The organism is Mesobacillus sp. AQ2 (assembly GCF_030122805.1).
GTDB classification, from domain to species: domain Bacteria; phylum Bacillota; class Bacilli; order Bacillales; family Cytobacillaceae; genus Mesobacillus; species Mesobacillus oceanisediminis_A.
The window spans coordinates 4,296,004-4,314,563 of record NZ_CP126080.1; the positions used below are offsets into that span (position 1 = coordinate 4,296,004).

18 protein-coding genes and 1 riboswitch are annotated in these 18,560 nt (G+C 41.3%); of the genes, 1 reads left to right on the plus strand and 17 read right to left on the minus strand.

The genetic code is table 11. The features are described from left to right. Positions 1-53 precede the first annotated feature (53 nt). Positions 54-4,892: an OmpL47-type beta-barrel domain-containing protein gene (locus QNH36_RS21645; protein WP_283904182.1), complete on the minus strand. Its 4,839-nt coding sequence runs from the start codon at positions 4,890-4,892 to the stop codon at positions 54-56. Positions 4,893-4,969: 77 nt separating this feature from the next. Then, positions 4,970-5,066, minus strand: a riboswitch (cyclic di-GMP riboswitch). Between the two features lie 126 nt (positions 5,067-5,192). Between QNH36_RS21645 and QNH36_RS21650 the strand changes: the two genes are divergently transcribed. Further along, positions 5,193-6,146: an endonuclease gene (locus QNH36_RS21650; RefSeq protein ID WP_283904183.1), complete on the plus strand. Its 954-nt coding sequence runs from the start codon at positions 5,193-5,195 to the stop codon at positions 6,144-6,146. An 8-nt stretch (positions 6,147-6,154) separates the two neighbouring features. Here QNH36_RS21650 and QNH36_RS24015 read toward each other — a convergent pair whose 3' ends face one another. The 16 genes from QNH36_RS24015 to QNH36_RS21730 all read right to left on the minus strand — a co-directional run bounded on the left by QNH36_RS24015 (position 6,155) and on the right by QNH36_RS21730 (position 18,294). Further along, a complete protein-coding gene (locus QNH36_RS24015) occupies positions 6,155-6,394 on the minus strand; it encodes a flagellin (RefSeq protein WP_481825290.1) in 240 nt (79 codons plus the stop codon). 220 nt (positions 6,395-6,614) lie between these two features. Next, positions 6,615-7,331: a flagellin N-terminal helical domain-containing protein gene (locus QNH36_RS21660; protein ID WP_283904184.1), complete on the minus strand. Its 717-nt coding sequence runs from the start codon at positions 7,329-7,331 to the stop codon at positions 6,615-6,617. 153 nt (positions 7,332-7,484) lie between these two features. After that, complete coding sequence (gene csrA / locus QNH36_RS21665; RefSeq protein ID WP_283904185.1) at positions 7,485-7,703, minus strand: carbon storage regulator CsrA; 219 nt, start codon at positions 7,701-7,703, stop codon at positions 7,485-7,487. Positions 7,704-7,709: 6 nt separating this feature from the next. Beyond that, the gene (gene fliW, locus QNH36_RS21670; RefSeq protein ID WP_283904186.1) at positions 7,710-8,150 is read right to left on the minus strand and encodes a flagellar assembly protein FliW; all 441 of its coding nucleotides are present in this window, start codon (positions 8,148-8,150) and stop codon (positions 7,710-7,712) included. A 28-nt stretch (positions 8,151-8,178) separates the two neighbouring features. After that, positions 8,179-8,733 carry a DUF6470 family protein gene (locus tag QNH36_RS21675; RefSeq protein ID WP_283904187.1) on the minus strand — a complete coding sequence of 185 codons (555 nt, stop codon included), beginning with the start codon at positions 8,731-8,733 and terminating at the stop codon, positions 8,179-8,181. 49 nt (positions 8,734-8,782) lie between these two features. Further along, entirely contained in the window at positions 8,783-9,673 is an 891-nt protein-coding gene (gene flgL / locus QNH36_RS21680; RefSeq protein WP_283904188.1) for a flagellar hook-associated protein FlgL, read from the minus strand. A 10-nt stretch (positions 9,674-9,683) separates the two neighbouring features. After that, positions 9,684-11,231 (minus strand): flagellar hook-associated protein FlgK, encoded by a 1,548-nt coding sequence (gene flgK / locus QNH36_RS21685; RefSeq protein WP_283904189.1) that lies wholly within the window; start codon positions 11,229-11,231, stop codon positions 9,684-9,686. A gap of 18 nt (positions 11,232-11,249) precedes the next feature. Continuing rightward, positions 11,250-11,720 carry a flagellar protein FlgN gene (locus tag QNH36_RS21690; protein ID WP_283904190.1) on the minus strand — a complete coding sequence of 157 codons (471 nt, stop codon included), beginning with the start codon at positions 11,718-11,720 and terminating at the stop codon, positions 11,250-11,252. A 57-nt stretch (positions 11,721-11,777) separates the two neighbouring features. Next, positions 11,778-12,047 (minus strand): flagellar biosynthesis anti-sigma factor FlgM, encoded by a 270-nt coding sequence (gene flgM / locus QNH36_RS21695; RefSeq protein WP_283904191.1) that lies wholly within the window; start codon positions 12,045-12,047, stop codon positions 11,778-11,780. 78 nt (positions 12,048-12,125) lie between these two features. Beyond that, complete coding sequence (locus QNH36_RS21700) at positions 12,126-12,527, minus strand: TIGR03826 family flagellar region protein (RefSeq protein ID WP_283904192.1); 402 nt, start codon at positions 12,525-12,527, stop codon at positions 12,126-12,128. 28 nt (positions 12,528-12,555) lie between these two features. Next, positions 12,556-13,257, minus strand: a complete 702-nt coding sequence (locus QNH36_RS21705; RefSeq protein WP_283904193.1) for a ComFC family protein — start codon at positions 13,255-13,257, stop codon at positions 12,556-12,558. Next, a complete protein-coding gene (locus QNH36_RS21710; RefSeq protein WP_283905450.1) occupies positions 13,254-14,555 on the minus strand; it encodes an ATP-dependent helicase ComFA in 1,302 nt (433 codons plus the stop codon). The genes QNH36_RS21705 and QNH36_RS21710 overlap by 4 nt, the downstream gene beginning before the upstream one ends. Before the next feature lie 432 nt (positions 14,556-14,987). After that, positions 14,988-15,827, minus strand: a complete 840-nt coding sequence (locus QNH36_RS21715) for a DegV family protein (protein WP_283904194.1) — start codon at positions 15,825-15,827, stop codon at positions 14,988-14,990. A gap of 272 nt (positions 15,828-16,099) precedes the next feature. Further along, positions 16,100-16,261 (minus strand): sporulation histidine kinase inhibitor Sda, encoded by a 162-nt coding sequence (gene sda, locus QNH36_RS21720; RefSeq protein WP_283904195.1) that lies wholly within the window; start codon positions 16,259-16,261, stop codon positions 16,100-16,102. 150 nt (positions 16,262-16,411) lie between these two features. Then, entirely contained in the window at positions 16,412-17,095 is a 684-nt protein-coding gene (locus tag QNH36_RS21725; RefSeq protein WP_283904196.1) for a response regulator, read from the minus strand. Between the two features lie 56 nt (positions 17,096-17,151). Next, the gene (locus QNH36_RS21730; RefSeq protein WP_283904197.1) at positions 17,152-18,294 is read right to left on the minus strand and encodes a sensor histidine kinase; all 1,143 of its coding nucleotides are present in this window, start codon (positions 18,292-18,294) and stop codon (positions 17,152-17,154) included. Between the last annotated feature and the right edge of the window lie 266 nt (positions 18,295-18,560).

Sequence of the window (18,560 nt, forward strand, 5' to 3'; positions counted from 1 at the left end):
ACTCTTTTATAAAAATAAAAGCAGAAAAAGGCCCCTCTTTGAGGAGCCTTTTCTTACTTTACATTAACGATTTCTGATCCTTTCACTAAATATCCATTTTCAAGGTAAGCGCGCAATTCAAGATTTTCCTTCCCCTGTTGCCAGTCGAAATCTTCACGTTCGAATTTAAAGTGTCCTTTCTCAGCCTGCTTTTTCAGGCCGTTGTTGGACAGGACTGGAGCAACTCCATTTAAAGTAACCGTTGAAATCTTAAACGAAGATTCCCCGAATCCCTCAGGCAGAATGGCCTTAACGGTAAAAATGCCTTTGTTTCCTTTAATTACTTTCGGAAGTACTTCAAGACTGACCGGGATGTAGACGACGAATTCCTTTTCGAACGTCGTTGTCCATCCTGCATGATCCTCCACTGTTATTTCAAGTGTGTATCCACCTGGCTGGTCAAGAACAATTGAATCGCCATTATTGTACCTAACTCCATTGATTACTGCTGTTTCAACCGCTACTCCAGAGTGCTGGTCTTCAGCAGTATATGAAACCATAAATTCAGAACCAAGCTCGTATTCTTCGTTCACTTCTGCATAGACTGCTGGAGCTGTTTTATCAACCTTAACTATGATTGTTTTTTGTGATTCAATATTTCCTGCATTATCAACGCTGTAGTATGAAACTTCATTCAATCCTTCTTCAGAAACTGTAAAGCTTTTACCCTCTGTGAATTCTGAACCGTTAACTGAATAAAATGTTTTTGCAATTCCGCTGAGGTTATCCTCCGCTGCCAGAACAATCTCAGCGTTTTCCTTGTACCATTCTTCAGGGTAATTGGCGGAAGTCTCTGGAGCCTCGCGGTCAATTTTCACTGTTTTTGTTTTGGCTGCTTCGATGTTGCCGGCCGCATCCACACTGTAGTACGCAACTGTGTATATTCCATCCTTCTCAAGCAGCAACTCTGTGCCTTCAAAAAAGCGGATGCCATCCAGGGAATAGAACGTCGCTGTCACACCGCTAAGATTGTCGTTTGCAGACAATTCGACTTTAAAAGCATCCTGGTACCATTTATCTTCAATGTTCGAATCTGTTTCCGGAGGCTTAGTATCAATTTTCACTGTCTCGGCCCGGGCTTCTTCCTCATTGCCGGCATGGTCGATACTGTAATACTTGATCTCGTGAATTCCATCGCCAATAACAATGAATTCTGTGCCTTCTGCGTATTCAGAGCCATCCACTGAATAGAAGGTTTTAGCAATACCGCTCAGATTGTCTTCTGCTGTTAGTTTTACAGCAACATTTTCATTGGTCCACTCGCCTGTTAAATCTGATTCAGTTTGAGGCTTTGTCTGATCGATCTTCACTTCTACTGTTTGGACTTCTTCCTTATTTCCAACTTTATCGATTGAATAGAAGGATATTTCATGAACGCCTTCATTCTCGACCGTAAAAGAAGTACCTTCTGTATAATCATTGCCGTTCAGTGAATAGTATGTCGCTGCCACACCTGTTTCATTGTCAGTGGCGGACAAATTCACCTTTGCCGTTTTATTTGTCCAATCCGTCTTAGCATCAGATGTTGTTACCGGAGCTTCTTCATCGATGATCAGTTTGGCCAGCACGGTTTCAGAAGGATTAGATTCCCCGAAGGAGTTGCTGTATGATGTTACGTAATAAAGATGGTTTGCGTAAGTCAGATTTGAGAGTGTATAGGATAAGTTATTCACCTTTTCCGCTACGAGAACCGGTTTGCCATTAATCAGTTCATAAATGTTATAGCCGTTGGCAAATGTGACGAAATCCCACGAGATTCTGGCACTTGTTTCGCTGAGTAGCTTCAGAGTCGCTTTCGGCACTCCCATTTCAGGGTAGACAATTGTTTCAGTATATCTATTAGAAGCTGGCGACACCCCGAATCGATCGCTGTAAGCTACAACTTCAAACGAATGCTCTTCCTCTTTCAGGTTGTAAACTTTGTAAGACAAAGCAGTACCCTTATAAAGCAATTCACGGTTCTCACCATTCACTTTATAGACCTGGTAGCCATTTGCCCAGGTTACTTTTGGCCAGGATAGGGTAATATTATTGGCATTAAATACTGATCCTGTTAATACTGCAGGCTGCATTTCAGGCCATTTCAACTGTAATTCAATTTTTGCTGACTCAGGGGATTCACCAAAGCGGTCGCTAAATGAATGAACCTCATAGGAGTAGTCCCCTTCCGGCATGTTGGTGAAAGTCGAAGACGTGGATTTAACCGTCCTCACCAGCTCTTTTTTTCCATCAGTAACCTGATAAATGTTATAAGAGTTTGCATAGACAGAGGCATTCCATCTCAGGGCGATGTCATTTCCGTTAGCAATGCTGTACTTAAAATTCGCTGGTAACTGCATGATTGGAAAAACAAGCTTGAATTCTACTAAAGTTGACTCAGCTGATTCACCAAAACGATCGCTTACTGAAGTTACTTGCAGGATATAATCCCCTTCCGGCATATTCACTAACGTAGTTGATGTGCTGGTAACAGTTCTTAATAACTCTCTTTCTTCGTCCACGACTTTATAAACATTGTATGATTTTGCAAAAGAGGATGAATTCCACTTTAAAACAATGTCATTTCCATTTGCAATGCTGTATGTCAGGTTTTCCGGCTTTTGCATTTCAGGGAATACAACCGAAACATCTACTTTCCCGCCTTGGGCTGATTCTCCGAAGCGGCTGCTGACGGAACGGATGATGTATTGATGCTCACCTTCTGATGTATTTGTAAACGTCTTTTTAGGAGAAGATGTTGACGAAACGGAGCCGATCAGCAGCTCCTCATTATCTATTAACTCATAAACATTATAACTATTAGCATAAGGAACTGAGGTCCATGCAAGTGCTACATCATTTCCATTTAGGATAGATGCTGTTACATTTTCCGGCTTTTCCATTACAGGATGAACAAGCGATAGTTTAATAGCTGTCCCCTCAGGTGACTGGCTTGAAAAGTAAGAGAAGGAATGGACGACAAACTCATAATCCCCAGCCGGCTGGTTGGTCAGCGTAGCATACGTCCCTCTTACGGTTGTCTTAAGGACCTTTTCCCCATCAATAACCTGATAGACCTTATAACTGGCAGCGTACTCAACTGGCTCCCATTCAAGTTTAATATCATTGCCATTAAGGATTGAGTATTTCAGGTTTCCAGGAGCCTGCATGACATAGCCATCAAGAGTGACTTTCACGCGGCTGCCTGTTGCTGATTCGCCAAACCTTGAAGAATAGGAATACACTTCATATTCATATTCACCAGCTTCCATATTGCTGTAGGATATGCTCGTACCAGTTACCGTCCTCTTAAGTACCTTTTCGCCATCAAGTATTTGATAAATATTATAATTCGTTGCGTATTCAGCCTTATCCCAGCTTAAAGAGAAGCTTGTCGGGGAGCTAGTAGAATATTCTACATTGCCCGGTGCCCCCATTTTCGGATGAACAATGTCAACACTGATTTTCAATCCGTCTTTAGATTCCCCAATTCTTGGATTCGACGAAAAGATTTCAAAATCATATGTTCCTTCAGCAAGGTTTGAATAGGTCTTACTAGTGCCTGTCAAAGTATCCTTCAACACACGCTGGCCATCCACGATCTGATAAATCTTATATTCACTCGCATTTTCGACAGCATCCCAGGATATGTTCAAGTCGTTTCCGTTTAAAATCTTATGACTGCCATTTTCCGGTGCCGCAAGTTCATAGCTGTCCACTGTAACAGTCAGTTTAGACCCGTTTTCAGACTCGCCAAAGCGATCGCTGTATGAATAGATTTCGAATTGATATTCACCGGCAGGCTGTCCTGAAAAAGTCACTGAAGTTCCTGTCACAGTATTTTTCAGAACCTTTTCCCCATTAATAACCTGATAGATCTTGTAGCTGTTCGCATAATCGACGCGCCCCCAGCTCAGGATAATATCATTAAAATTAATGACTCTTGCCGAAGCATCAGGTGCCTGCATGACAACTGTGCTGACCGTCAAAGAGATCCGACTGCCCTCTGCAGATTCTCCAAAACGGTCACTAAATGAATGGACAACATATTCATAGTCTCCTTCTGGCTGGTTAGTAAATTTAACACTTGTTCCAGTAACGCTTTCCTTAAGAACCTTTTCCCCATTCACCATTTGATAGATTTTATATCCATTTGCCAGATACGAAGACTTCCATTTCAATGTGACATCCGTGCCGTTAGTGATAGTAAATGACAGATCCCCCGGCTTCTCCATAACAGGCTGGATCAATTCTGCAGTGATCGGTTCCGATGCAGCAGATTCGCCAAAGAACTTATTCGATGCAGAAACAACATATGTATAGCTGCCCGCTTCAGCATTCGTTTTCGTATAGCTATTGGAGGTTGTCTTTGTAATTAATTGTTTCTTTCCATCCACCAGCACTTCATAAATAAAGTACTCTTCAGCATATTTTGAAGCTGTCCAACTAAGGACCAAATCGTTTCCATTTTGGATTTTATAGCTTAGATTCGTTGGGGCTTCCATTGAAGGATAGACAATGTCGACAGTTATCGGTGCTGAAGGACCCGATTCAGCATCACCGTTCAAAGTAGAAACGGTATATTTGTAGTTTCCTTCACGAAGGTCATTCAGGCTGTAGTTCACTGTCTTTGCAGTACCAATCAGTGTCATCTGCCCTTCCTGGATTTCATAAACGTTGTATCCTGTTGCTCCATAAACAGCATCCCAACTGAGCTTCACGTCCTCCGGGGATGGTTTTGAATAGGCGAGATTGCTTGGAGGCAGCATACTCCCAACATCATTTGCCATGGCTGTCCCTATAGGTAAAATCAATTGAGCAACCATAACCATGACTACGACTAAAGTCTGGATTTTAAATAATTTCCCTATCATCTTTCTCTCCTTTTCCGAAAAAAGAGCAAACAAAAAGACCTTACCCAAGGCCCATAGTAAAAAAGTCTATGTATCCTCGTGGTAGCCGGCTGCCATCTACCTAAATAACTAGAAATGTAGAACAGGCCCTTGGCTTTGCGTCTCATAGTTTCCTATGATTTGCCTTTTTCACTTATATTTACCTTTAATTTTAATACAAAAGACCCTGTTAATTAATAGGTACATTTACCTATTAATTTTTAAGTTAATAGATTATAATATAAATATAGCGGAACACCTGTTCCTGATTAGAGGTGTACAATGAATGAATTTCACGATATTTTAAAATACATCCCTGTTTATCAGCTAGGATTGATTAATGGCAAGTTACTTGGAGATGGGAGCTTAACAATCGAAATAAATAAAAGCCCTCGTCTTCGGTTCCAGCATCGATACAAAGATAAAGACTGGTGTTTCTATTGCTACAGAAGCCTTAAAGATTTTGTTCCCCTTACGCAGCCAAAATATAAAAGAGATAAAGATTCAAGAGTCAGCATAGGATTCTCGGAATCAGTGTATGTTCAATCGAAAACATCAGTTGTTTTTAATTATTTGAAAGAGAAATGGTATAAAGGACGGGTTAAAGTCATTCCGATAGACATACTCCAATTAACCTTGACTCCTGAAGCGTTAGCATGGTGGTTTCAGGATGACGGCTACCTTTTGAAAAAGGGAGGTATTGTTAAAAAAATCATCCTCTCAACAGATAACTTTTCCCCTACTGAAAATAATTTGTTAATTGAAATGATGAAGGATAAATTCAAATTACAATTCTCGCTTGATGGCCAAAATCGATTATGCATATACGACAAACGGCAAATCATGTATTTTTTTCACCTTGTAAAGGATTACTTACATCCTTCAATGATGAGAAAGCAGATACCTACTTGTTCAGAAACAGGTTTAATTTTTCCACATAAAAAACGGACATCAGTATATCTTCCCATTAAACTTCAGAAACCCACAAAGGAAATTAAAGAGCTGATCCACTCTATAACACCAGAAATATTCATCAAAATATGGTTCGAAGATTATCAGCTTATTACCCCTAATCATTTAGAATGGCAATTTGCACATCAAGTAACTTTAACTAATGAAGAACTATTAAAAATCTCTTCCATTCAAAGAGAAACAGGAATTACAATGAGTGAGATTTTGTCTATTTCAATCATTGAAGCAAGAAAAAAAGGCCTGTCCAGTGGACAAACCTCTTAAGGTAAAAATTAACGAAGAAGTTGAAGAACTCCTTGTGGCTGTTGGTTTGCTTGAGCCAACATAGCTTGTGCTGCTTGAGAAAGAATTGAATTCTTAGTTTGTTCCATCATTTCTTTCGCCATCGTGCGAACATTTGCTTTCACAAATGACCAGACTATATCTTCACCCTCTAATAAACTAGTAGGGGTCGGGCACTTCGGATTCGCAATGCTGATGGTCATTGCTTCACCTATGGATTTCATCATCATAGCTACCGCCTTAGATGGTTTATCCTAGTCGTTGAACCTTCTCCACTCTTTCGAGCCAGGAGCTTGGCTGCTGATTGCCCAATCTTTTCTTTTTTCAAGCCATCACGCCTGCCGTTTCCGGCTACGTTGTGGCAAGAAAAGCTATAAGGGGTTTCCAGCAATTCACCCGATCATGATCTCTGGCCGTTACCAGCCAGGACGACTGTGCTTGTCACTGCTCTTAAGCAGCTAAAGCATAATCAACGTCACGTACACGTGATTCTGCAGCAGTTAAGTTTTCAGAAGAAGTGTTCAGGTTGTTGATTGTATGTTCTAAACGGTTTTGAGTCGCACCTAATTTTGCTCGCTCAGTTGATACTGTTTCAATTGCAGTATCGATTGCAGCAAGTTCAGTTTGGGCATTAGCTTTAGTTGTTAAATCTCCAACGGCAACCATTAGCGTTGTTGAATCAGCATTAGAGAAAGTATAAGAGATAATCTGACCAACATTAGCTCCTACCTGAAAGTCAACTTGTCCAGTAGATCCATCCCAAAGTTTTTGAGTATTAAACTCAGTTTCATCAGAAATACGGTCGATTTCTGTAACTAATGCCTGGTATTCTTCATCAATTGCAGCTCTGTCTTCCACAACGTTAGTGTCACTTGAAGCTTGAACTGAAAGTTCACGCATACGTTGAAGGATAGAGTGAGTCTCGTTAAGTGCTCCTTCAGCTGTTTGTAGCATTGAGATACCGTCTTGGGCATTTCTTGAACCTTGATCCAAACCGCGAATTTGTCCACGCATTTTTTCAGAAATAGCAAGACCAGCTGCGTCATCTCCAGCACGGTTGATGCGAAGACCTGAAGATAATTTTTCCATTGATTTTCCTTGAGCACCGTTTGCAGTGTTCAATTGGCGGTAAGTGTTAAGAGCCGCGATATTGTGATTGATTCTCATTGTGTTTTTTCCTCCTTGAATTTGGTGTTCACATCCATGTGAACAAGATTTTATTTTGTCCGAGTGATAAGGTCGGCCGCCCTTATTTCTCTTACAATAGTTTTATCGTCTGGAGGAAAAATTGTTTAATAGTTTTTTATAATTTTTTCTTTTTTATTTCTTTTTCATAAAGTCGAGTACAGAGGAAATATCCTTTGCTGCTTCTTCATTTTCACTCTGGATTTGATCCAGTACTTCTTTCCGGAATATTTCAATATTCTTTGGTGCATTTATACCAATTTTGACTTGATCATTCTTCGAGGAGATCACTGTGATTTCTATGTCATCGCCAATTTTTATCGTCTCTCCATTTTTCCTTGTCAGTACTAACATTTCTCATCACCCTCTCGCTTTTGTTTTTTCGAAAATTGGGTGCTTTGTAGAATACTGCTCTTCATGCAGGATTACTTGTTTCGCTTTATAATTTTTAACATTAAGAATGATTGGAGCCTGAAGGTTCGATGTTGTTTTCTCAAAAGGATCGTGGACAGTTAAGATAGAGTACACCTGAACGTCCTGTTCTGTTTCTATACCGAGTTCCTCTACTACAGTATCTTCTAATTTAAAATCATAGTCTTTAAAGAAATTAAAAGGATTGGATAAAATAAACGCAAGCGCAGGAGTAGCAACCGACTGCAACACATAAAAAATATTGTCTTCGGATAAAGGAAGCAGCACAAACTGCTTTTCATCCAAAAAGCCCGGTATTCCCTTGTCAAAGGCAAGCACTTCATTATTATTTATTTCTACATCGCCATGATATTTTGTTCCAATTTTCATATCTCACCATTCCTTTAGCTAGAATCCTTTACCCTTCAAAGTCGATTTTTAACGAAGGATATTGTTTCATTGTAATTTCCGCTTTCCCAGGGGTATAGTTGATGATTGGTTTATTCGTCTGGCTATTGATAACAGGCTTATTTACCTTCCAGTTAATATCTACTTTCCCGGGGTCATAATTAATTTTCACTGAGCCAGCTGATGGTATCCAGCCAATATTAAAGTCAAGCATTGGAGACTCGCTGTTCCGCTTAGCCTGTGCAGCGATTGCATTCCCCCCGTTCTCAATCATCATGAGCTCATCGCCATCCTGGGAGACGCGGCCAATACCCGCCAATAAATCCTGATAGCCCTGTGCCGCTGCATCTTCAATTCTTTTTGATATACTCTTTAAATCCATGTCCTCGCGGGCTTTTGATTGGTCGATTGTTAGCCTGGAGGGAGTACTGTTGATTGTAAGTTCTGCTTTTGGCTGCTCAATGCTCAATTCCGCCTTTGGCTGCTCCATCTTTAAATTGGCCTTAATCGTGTTGATTTCAATTTTCCCAGGTGTTGACTGGATACGAATTTGCGGGACTTGCATTTTCTCTACCTTCCTCCTAGTAAAAAAAGCTATTCCCAGTGAGAATAGCTTATCTTAAAAAGTCTAAAAGTGTTGGCTGAAGAATTCGGGCACCAACTCCCAAAGCTGCTCGGTGTACACTTTCCTGCGTTTTTAAATCTGTAATGACTCTTTCAATATCGGCATCTTCATTATCAGACAGCACTCTATTCGCCATGACTTCCTGTTGGCCAAGTCGAGAATCGATCACTTCAAGCCTGTTATATCGGGCTCCTAATTCTGCGCGTTCTGAGGAGAGAGTATCCATAGTTTTATCTAAACGGTCTAACAAGTTGTCCAATTCAGCTGGCTGGTCACTTTCCAATGCAGTTTGAATTTCCTGAACAACATTGAACAATTCCTGATTAAAAACATTTGCTGCATTGATATTTGCTCTTAACGAAACTCCCGGAGAAACTTCAACTTTATAATTATTGAGAGATGGATCGGATAAGTTCACTGCTACTGTCGGCGGGTCTTCTACTGGAACAGGCGGATTATCTGTATCAGTACCATGGAATATGTACCGGCCAGAAACCTGTGTATTCGCTACTTGCACTAAATCCGCTTTAATCTGTTCTACTTCCCTTGAAACAGCTTCCCGGTCACTTGGACTTAGTGCGCCGTTCTTCCCCTGAATGACCAACTCACGCACACGTTGCAGCCCATTATTCGCCTGTTCAATCCCAGCCTCAGAATTCTCCATCCACAAATAAAGTTCAGAAAGGTTCCGCTTATACTGCTCCACTTCAGTCAATCCAGAACGATAAAACATCCCTTTCATCGCCACAACTGGATCGTCGGAAGGCTTCGTGATTTTTTTCCCCGTCGCCAGCTGGTCCTGATATTGCCCCATTCGACGATAGCTTTCGCTTAAGTTTCTTAGCGAATTGGAAGAAAGCATTGATTGTGTTATGCGCATTTCATTTCACCTATCTTCCTACGGTTCCCATGCCGTTGATGATTTTATCGAGCATTTCGTCCTGGAGGGTGATCATCCGGGCTGATGCGTTGTAGGCATGCTGGAACTGGATCATATTTGTCATTTCTTCGTCTAAAGAAACAGAACTCACTGACTTTCGTCGATTTTCCACTGACTCTCTGAGGGAGCCGCTGTTTTGTGTTAGTCGAACAGCTTCTTGCGACTTAACCGCCATGCCGCCGATTACACCTTCATAGTAATTCCGGAAGTTTGCTTGTTCGTTGTCTCCGGCATAATCAAACTTATCATTAATGATATTTGCAAGCTTTAAGATATTCGTAGAATCACCAATGGTTGCGTTCGCAATATCTGTGCCATCAGCTGTTGCGATATTATCCAGGCTCTGATTGATTGCATCCGCCAGCTGTATCCTGCTTGCGAATCCTTTACGTTGGAGGTCAGCATTCTCGGAATCAGCAAAGAATGGATTACCAGCCTTCGTCTGATTGGCAATGTCATTCGGGCTCATTCCATCTTTGTGGACGTTATTGAACTCTGTAGCGAAGGTAAAAGCCAGACTGTCTAATTCTTTCATCATATCAGGATAAACGCCTACTACTTTTCCGTTTTCTTCATAACCATAGGAATCTACTAGGGCTTTAAGCTTTCCTGTTGATTTCAATTCTGTAAAGTCGAATTTCGAATTGCCGATGGAAACCGACTTAACCGATTCATCAGCACCATCAAAGTTTACAGTCACATTATTATTACGGTCGCCACTTACCAGAATACCCAACTCTTTACCACTGTCACTGACCATTTTGATGACCGCTTGTCCATCCGCCATTTTAAGTGAGCCGCCACCAGAGTTTGTGTAATCGACTTTAATATTCACTATTGAAGCCAACTGGTCAATCAATCGATCACGTTCATCATATAAATCGTTAGGTAAGTAACCATGCGGCTCGACGTCAGCGATCTGACCATTGATTTTACTAATCTGGTATGTTAAAGAATTAATTTCTTTTTCCGTAACAGAAATCTCATTCTTTAAATCTCTTTGAATAGAGGAAAGAGAATTGTGCAGATAATTAAATGTTTCAGCTACCGCGATTCCACGTTGGCGTACTACCGAACGAGCACCCGGATTAGTTGGGTTTACAGCTAAATCCTGCAGCGACTGCCAGAATTGGTCCATTGTTTTAGCAAGTCCTGATTCTGAAGGCTCATTCAACACTTCTTCAAGTTTTGTGTACGCCTCTGCCCTCGTTTCCCAATATCCCAGCTTATTATTTTCGCTGCGGTACTGAATATCCAGGAAACTTTCCCTCACACGCTGAATCGACCCAGCCTTGACGCCTGTTCCAACCTGTCCGGGAATCTGTGGACGGTTAAGTGAAGCGTTAGGATAAGGCTCTGTCTGCTCAAAGTTAATGCGCTGACGTGTATAGCCTGGAGTATTGGCATTCGAAATATTATGTCCTGTTGTATGCAAAGCGCTCTGCTGCGTGAACATTCCGCGGCGCGCTGTTTCTAATCCCATAAAGGTTGAACGCATGTTTCGTTCCTCCAAATATTATGCTTTTGAGTTGAACATTCCCGGCGATTGACCAGGCTTTATTTTTTTGCCTGCTGGCGGTCCGTAGTTAATCTCTTTTTCCTGAGGCATCACAAGGCTCTTGGAAAAATTGATGAATTGCAGTGATTGATGGATAAGCTGCTGATTCAGTTCATTGCGCGCCTTGATTTCAGTTATAACATTTAATAATTCTTCTTTTATCTGTAAAAGCTGCTCTTTTCCTGCAGGATTTGCTTCAGCAATTCCCTGTAAAGATGCTCCTGGTAAAATCTCATTTGATACGGCGGCACGTTCTTTCTCTAGCTTATTGATTGCTGCCATATGGGCTTGCTCATCCTTTAACAGCTGATCGAGGGCAGTCGTATCTCCTTTTTTCACAATATCGGTCTTTTTTAAGGTCAATTCGTAAAAACTTTTATGCACTTTGTGCAATTTCTTCATGATGCTTATCAATGATTCAACAGACATCGACTGCCCTCCTTATTAGGCATAAAGAAACACTCGTCACTTAGACGAGTATTTTTCCTATTTATTACGATAGAAATTGATGATGCTTTTGGCTGTTTCTTTTGAATCCAGTTTATACGTGCCGTTCTCCACCTGGATTTGTAATTCCTCAACCTTTTGTTTGCGTTCCACAGATACCTGGGAAAGTTGCTGCATTTCCTTGGCAGTTGAAGAAATTTCAACTTTATCAGCCTTTTTGTTTTGGGCAGCAGCTGCTGCATCTAGTTTAGTCATTTGGCGTTTATATGGATTGATTCCTGACGGGCCAAAATTATTGTTTATTTTCATCGCCTAAACCTCACTTTCAGAACGATTTCTACTTCTATTATCGGCAATTATTCGCCGATATTTAATGATTCTTTTCACCTAACCTCGATGTGTGAAAAAAGTCGCGCGTTTTGCCAGTTCTTTCTTTCGTTGTTCCTCATATTCCACAGTTTTTAAATCCGCTTTTAAACTGCTTGCACAGGAAGCACAGAGCCTGCCTTCTCGTATAATACTTCCACATTTGTCACATGGATAACCGAAGTTTGGAAATTGGGTCAACTGGAACTTGCCCGCTTTGATAAATTTTAAGATCAACTCTTCAGAAACGCCTGTTGCTTCTACAACCTGCAGGATTGTTGCCGCTCTATTCTCACGTTTTCTCATGAACTTGGAAACTAAGTCATAAGCTTTTTCTTCTTCTTTCCAGCATTTTTCACATACATCTCGAAATTTATTTTTTACATAGAGTGTATCGCATTTTGGACAATTTTGAAGGTCCACTGTCCTTCCTCCTTCAATCATATCTTATCTAGCGTGCCAAAGTGAATGAAAACACCTTCGCCGCCCCGTTATCTCTTAATATTTTGGCTGCATGTCTCAGCGTTGAGCCTGTAGTATATATATCGTCAATCAACAAGATTTTTTTACTGTTGATATCAATGTCTGCTTGAAGTTTGAAAACTTGTTCTACATGAATTCTTTCCGCACGAGATTTTTTTGACTGTTTTTCTGTATGCATTCTGGAGAGCAATTGGGTGGATTTGAATCCTGCTGCACGGATGAGTGCTTCAGCCTGATTGAAGCCTCGCTCATGAAGTCGTTCGACACTAAGCGGGACAGGGACAATATAATCATATTGAATATCTTGCAAAGCCCGCCGGAGATCTTCAGCAAAAACCTCTGCCACAACATAGTCTCCTCTGAACTTGAATTTTGCGATAACATCTTTTGTAAAATCAGTATAACGATACAGCGAGCGGTTCTGCTCAAGACTGCCACGCCAATTTTCATCTTCCTCCCACCGCCTGCAATCCATACACATATTCCCCGAACGGTATTCCAGTTCCAAAAAGGCAAATGGCCTGCCGCATATGTCGCACATTTCACCTGTTATTGGCGCAAAGCTTCCCTTGCACTCTTCACAAATATTAGAGCTTTCTTTTTTACTAAAAAGGGCTTGCCACGATAATACCGCTTCCAATTCTTTATGGCATAATAAACAATGACTCATACATCAATCAACCCTTTCTTGATTCCTTCCTTGTTCATCATCACAATCTGTCTGCGGGCACTGATCATCGCTTCTGTTTTGCCATAATGAAAAAAGGTCACGTCGCCCGTAGGATATTCCGCACTCCTCCCTGCCCGGCCAGCAATCTGGACAAGGGCGCTCTCGGTAAAAATCCTGTCCTCTGCACCGATTACCGCGACATCGATATTGGGGATTGTAACACCCCGCTCCAGAATAGTTGTCGTCAGCAAAATAGGAATTTCTTTATTTCGGAACCTCAATACTTTTTCTTTTCTATCTGGGTCTTCAGCATGGACGGATTCAATAAGAGGATTCATTGCGCGAAGGATGTTAAGGATCTTGTCCATTACGGCTATTTTCGGGGCAAAAATCAACGCCTGCTTTCCGCTGGCCAATCTGGGTTCTATCCATTTTTTTATCGAAGTGGTTAGCTTTCTTTTTTTCAGTTGCTTCTCCCAATTACCGGACCAGACAAACTGAGGTACCGGCAATGGCTGGCGATGGAAGCGGGCAGGAATCGTGACGTAGTTTCTTTTTCCCGTGCGGCATTCCTTTTGCCATTGCTTGTTCGGTGTTGCCGTTAAGTAAATTAACGAGGATTCAGGCTTCCTTGATTGCTGGACTGCATATTGGAGGGTTTCATCTATTGAATATGGAAAGGCGTCGACTTCATCGACAATCATAACATCGAATGCTTTGTAAAAGCGGAGTAGCTGATGCGTGGTAGCAATAGTGAGCTGGGCATATTCATGGCGGTCTTCGTTGCCGCCATAGAGAACGGCCACCGTTATTTCCGGAAACACTTTTTGCAAGCGGGGTGCCAGTTCCAAGACCACATCTGTTCTTGGCGTAGCTATACAAACCCGCATACCCGTGGATAGAGCATTTTCTATGCCGGCGAATAATACTTCTGTCTTACCAGCTCCTGCAACTGCCCAGACAAGGAGCTCGGCTGAGTTTTCCACAGCAACCGACACTCGATTAGAAGCAGCATCCTGACCTTCTGATAAAACACCATCCCAAAGTAGTGGTTTATCCATAATCTTAAATTCCAGCTCCGGCCCTGACCAACTGATCAATCGTGTACACTCACTAATCCTGCCCATCATCAAGCACTTCCGGCAATACAGTTCCACTTTTCCACATCGTGAACAAGGGAACTCCGCAAACCAGGAAGGATCAGTTGTGCCGCACCTTGTACACGAAAGCGGCTTTCGAATGATTCCGTTCCTGTAAGCTAGATAACCATGTGCATGGAACTGTTGGATTTGGTCCATAGGAATAGACAATTCCTCTGACAGCAGTTGTTTGCCAGTCAACAATCTCTGAAGTTCATAATAAGTTGGACTTGTGGATTGCGATGAAAAACGAGGTATATTCGCAATAGTAAGTTCCTGTTCATCAACAAAATTTTTAGAATTGGGGATATCTTTAATTGAGTGATTCAAAGTTAATCACGACCTTATGTGGATTAATATGTGGATAATGGTGTTTTTCTGTGGGTAATGTGGGTTAATTTGTTGGTAACTTTTTGGTTCTACTGATGTAAGCGTTTATTATTGTGGATAGATGCGGTTGAGGGGTAAAAACATTGTTAGTAAGTGGATCATTTTGTTGATAACTACTATTATTATGTGGATAATGAATAAAAGCGCCACCTCCAAATACGGAAATGGCGTTTTAGCATTGTTGTAATAACTTCTCCGAGTTTATTTCTTATACCAACCCATTCCCATGGCACCTTCACCAAGATGGGTTCCGATGACCGGACCGAAATAGCTTAACATGAATTCTACATTCGGGAACTGTGCCTCTAGCTCGCTTTTCCATTCAAGTGCTTCTGCTTCACGATTGGCATGGATCACAACTGCACGGTATTCACCGCCACTGTCTGCATCTTCGGCTAGCAATTCAACAACACGGTTCATTGCCTTCTTACGCGTACGTACCTTTTCAAAGGGGACGATTTTTTTATCTTCAAAATGGAGCAGCGGCTTCACCTGCAACAGGCTTCCAATCAACGCCTGGGCACTGGACAACCGTCCGCCGCGTTGAAGATGGCTTAAATCATCCACAATAAAATAAGCACAGATTGACTCTTTCATTTCATTCAATCGCTGAATGATTTTCCCAGGATCAACACCCTGCTCCGCCAGCTTAGCGGCTTCCAGGGCGTAAAACCCCTGCACCATCGCACTGATTTCAGAATCAAAGGGGTATATTTCAATACCCTCAACCATCTCGCCCGCACTCACCGCACCCTGATAGGTTCCGCTGATCCCGCTGGACAAATGGATGCTGATGACCGAATCGTAGTCTTTGGCCAGTTTTTCAAAAAGCTCGACAAACTCGCCAATCGGAGGCATTGACGTCGTCGGTAGCTCGCGCTGCTTGACTTCCTCGTAAAACTCTTCCGCATTGATGTCTATTTCTTCTCTATATGTCTCATGATCAAATATCACGCTTAACGGAATCATGTGGATATTCCATTTCTCCCGCAACTCTTTCGGGATGTACGCAGTACTATCCGTTACAACTGCCGTTTTCATTATTATATTACCATCCTTATGTTTTTCTCTACAGTCAGTACAATCCCATTTTATATGAACTTCTTATAAAATGCATTCTTTCAGGAAAACTATTTTGATAAAGAGATTGTAAAAAGAAATTGGCAGTGATGTTTTTTGTATATATTCTGTCTTGCGAATTACCCCTTACATTCAGGACTCTTAATTCTTCTTTTATCTCACCTATATTTGAAGTGACACTTCAGTGATTCAATCAAAAAAACACTGGCAATCGCTTGCACAGTGTCAAAAATTTAAGAAACATATTCAATTTTAAAGCTCTCTATTCCTCGGTTATCAATTTCTTCTATTAGCATTTCAATAAAATTTTCATCTAAGTTTAATAGAGTAGCCTTATGGTAAGCTTCTATTAACTTTTCATCTGTCAGTTCCCATAGTGAAGATATGTTGACCACCCCTTCGATTTATTGTTCCTTAATTATATCGGATTTCATTAAGTTTTTGTAAATCTCTGGTGGTTTTTTCGTCGTATTTTTCCAACACCAAACTGCAGTAATCGACAAAAAACCACATCTGCCGATTCGACAAATGTGGTTTCTTTAAGATTATCTTACTTCTACCCAGCCATTTTTGATCGCTACGACTACAGCCTGAGTACGGTCATTAACATTCATTTTCTGTAAGATGTTGCTTACATGGTTCTTTACTGTCTTCTCACTAATAAAAAGCGCTTCGCCAATTCCCCTGTTGCTCTTTCCATCTGCTAGAAGCTGAAGAACTTCACACTCACGTCGAGTCAACAGATGCAGCGGGCGCCGAATTTCAACCTGCGATATGTACTTGTCACCACTGTTTTCATCAGCTGACAGTCGGCGGTATTCTTTTACCAGGTTGTGAGTAACTCTAGGGTGCAAATAAGAACCACCGTCAGCGACGACCTTAACAGCCTCAACCAAGGCATCTGCGTCCATTTCTTTTAAAAGGTAACCAGTCGCACCTGTTTTAAGAGCATGAGTAACATAGTTCTCATCATCATGAATCGATAAAATAATGACCTTAGAAGCAGGATACTTCTCAATCAATTCAGCTGTTGCCTCGACACCATTCATATTTGGCATATTGATATCCATTATGACAACATCTGGCTGGTATTGATCCACTAACGTAGTGGCTTCGCTGCCGTCGTCCCCTTCAGCAACGACTTCAAATGTCGGTTCAAAGTCCAGAATCCGTTTTACCCCTTCTCTGAAAAGTTGATGGTCGTCAATAATGACAATCTTTGTTGTCATAGCATTCGCCTCCCTTATGGCTTCTATCTCTATTTTTCTCTATATTAGCAGTTCTTTTACAAATTCATCGGAACCTGGATAATGACCAGTGTCCCAGTGCCAATTTTTGAATGGATGGTAAGCTCTCCCTCAAGAAGTTCAACTCTTTCCCTGATTCCAAGAAGACCAAATGACTCAGGTTTCTTCTCATTTATATCAAAGCCTTTGCCATCATCCTTTATGACTGCCATTACGTGATCTCTCTTTATCTCCAGCTTTACTTGAATTGAGGTTGCTTCCGCGTGCTTTAATGCATTTTGGACAGATTCCTGAATCATCCGAAAAAGTGCTACTTCATACTTAGATGGCAGTCTTTTATCCTCACCGATATTAGTGAATTCGATTCTGGTTATCCTATGATACTCTTCGATTGTCTGCAAATACTTTTTGAGGGTAGGAACCAGTCCAAGATCATCAAGAGCCATTGGCCTCAAATCATAAATGATTCTTCTGACCTCATACAATGCTGATCGGACCATTTTCTTCATACTTCGAATTTCACGAATTGCTTCGTCCGCACCACGCTCTTTATAAACTCTCTCAATCAAATCAGAACGCATCATCACATTCGCCATCATCTGAGCAGGTCCATCGTGGATTTCACGGGAAAGCCGTTTTCGTTCATCTTCTTGTGCTTCAATGATCTTCAGCCCAAAATCCTGCTTTTCTTTAGCGGTTTCAAGGGCTTCTCCCATTTTCCTGATGTCGCTCATCATGTAGTTCATGACCACAGAAATTTGTGATACAAGATGATCGGCTCGCTCAATCGTTTCATTCAATCCAATCAGCCGTCGCTCAAGATCATCCCTTTTTTCACGCAGTTGCTTTTCCAATTGCCTGTTCATTGTCAGATCCATTTGGAGCTTGTGGGCTACTTCATACGCCTCGCGAACCTGAGCTTCGGAATAGTCCTTAAAATGCTTGCTTACTTCCGAAAGTCGCAGCCTCGCCCTCCTTACCTGTGCATCCAGCTTGTCGCCATCATTAATGATCTGTGCGACCTTCCTCTTAATCTCTTTTAATTCGTTGGTGATAGACTCATAATCCGTCCGGCACTGTTCACCTATACGGAAGATTTCATCCTTGCTGTCTCCAACAGTTTCGATCATCTTTTCTAATATCAGATCGAGGGCTTTCGTGTCGAATTTTTTAATCGCCATGTAAACTCCCCCAAGGGCGGCACTAAAGATATTTTAACTTGAAAACTAATTTGTTACTAATTTTCAACAAGAAAATCATGCCATTTTTGCTTAAAATCGATAGAAAGACATAGATTTGATTTTTCATTCTAAGTCTTATATCCTATTATTTTAGGAGCTAAACTCCAGGTTTAAAATAAAAACATTTTTCCAAAAACAAATTAGGGCTTGTCAGACCACTACCTATTATACCATTCGTACCCATTTACAGTATTAAAGTTATATTA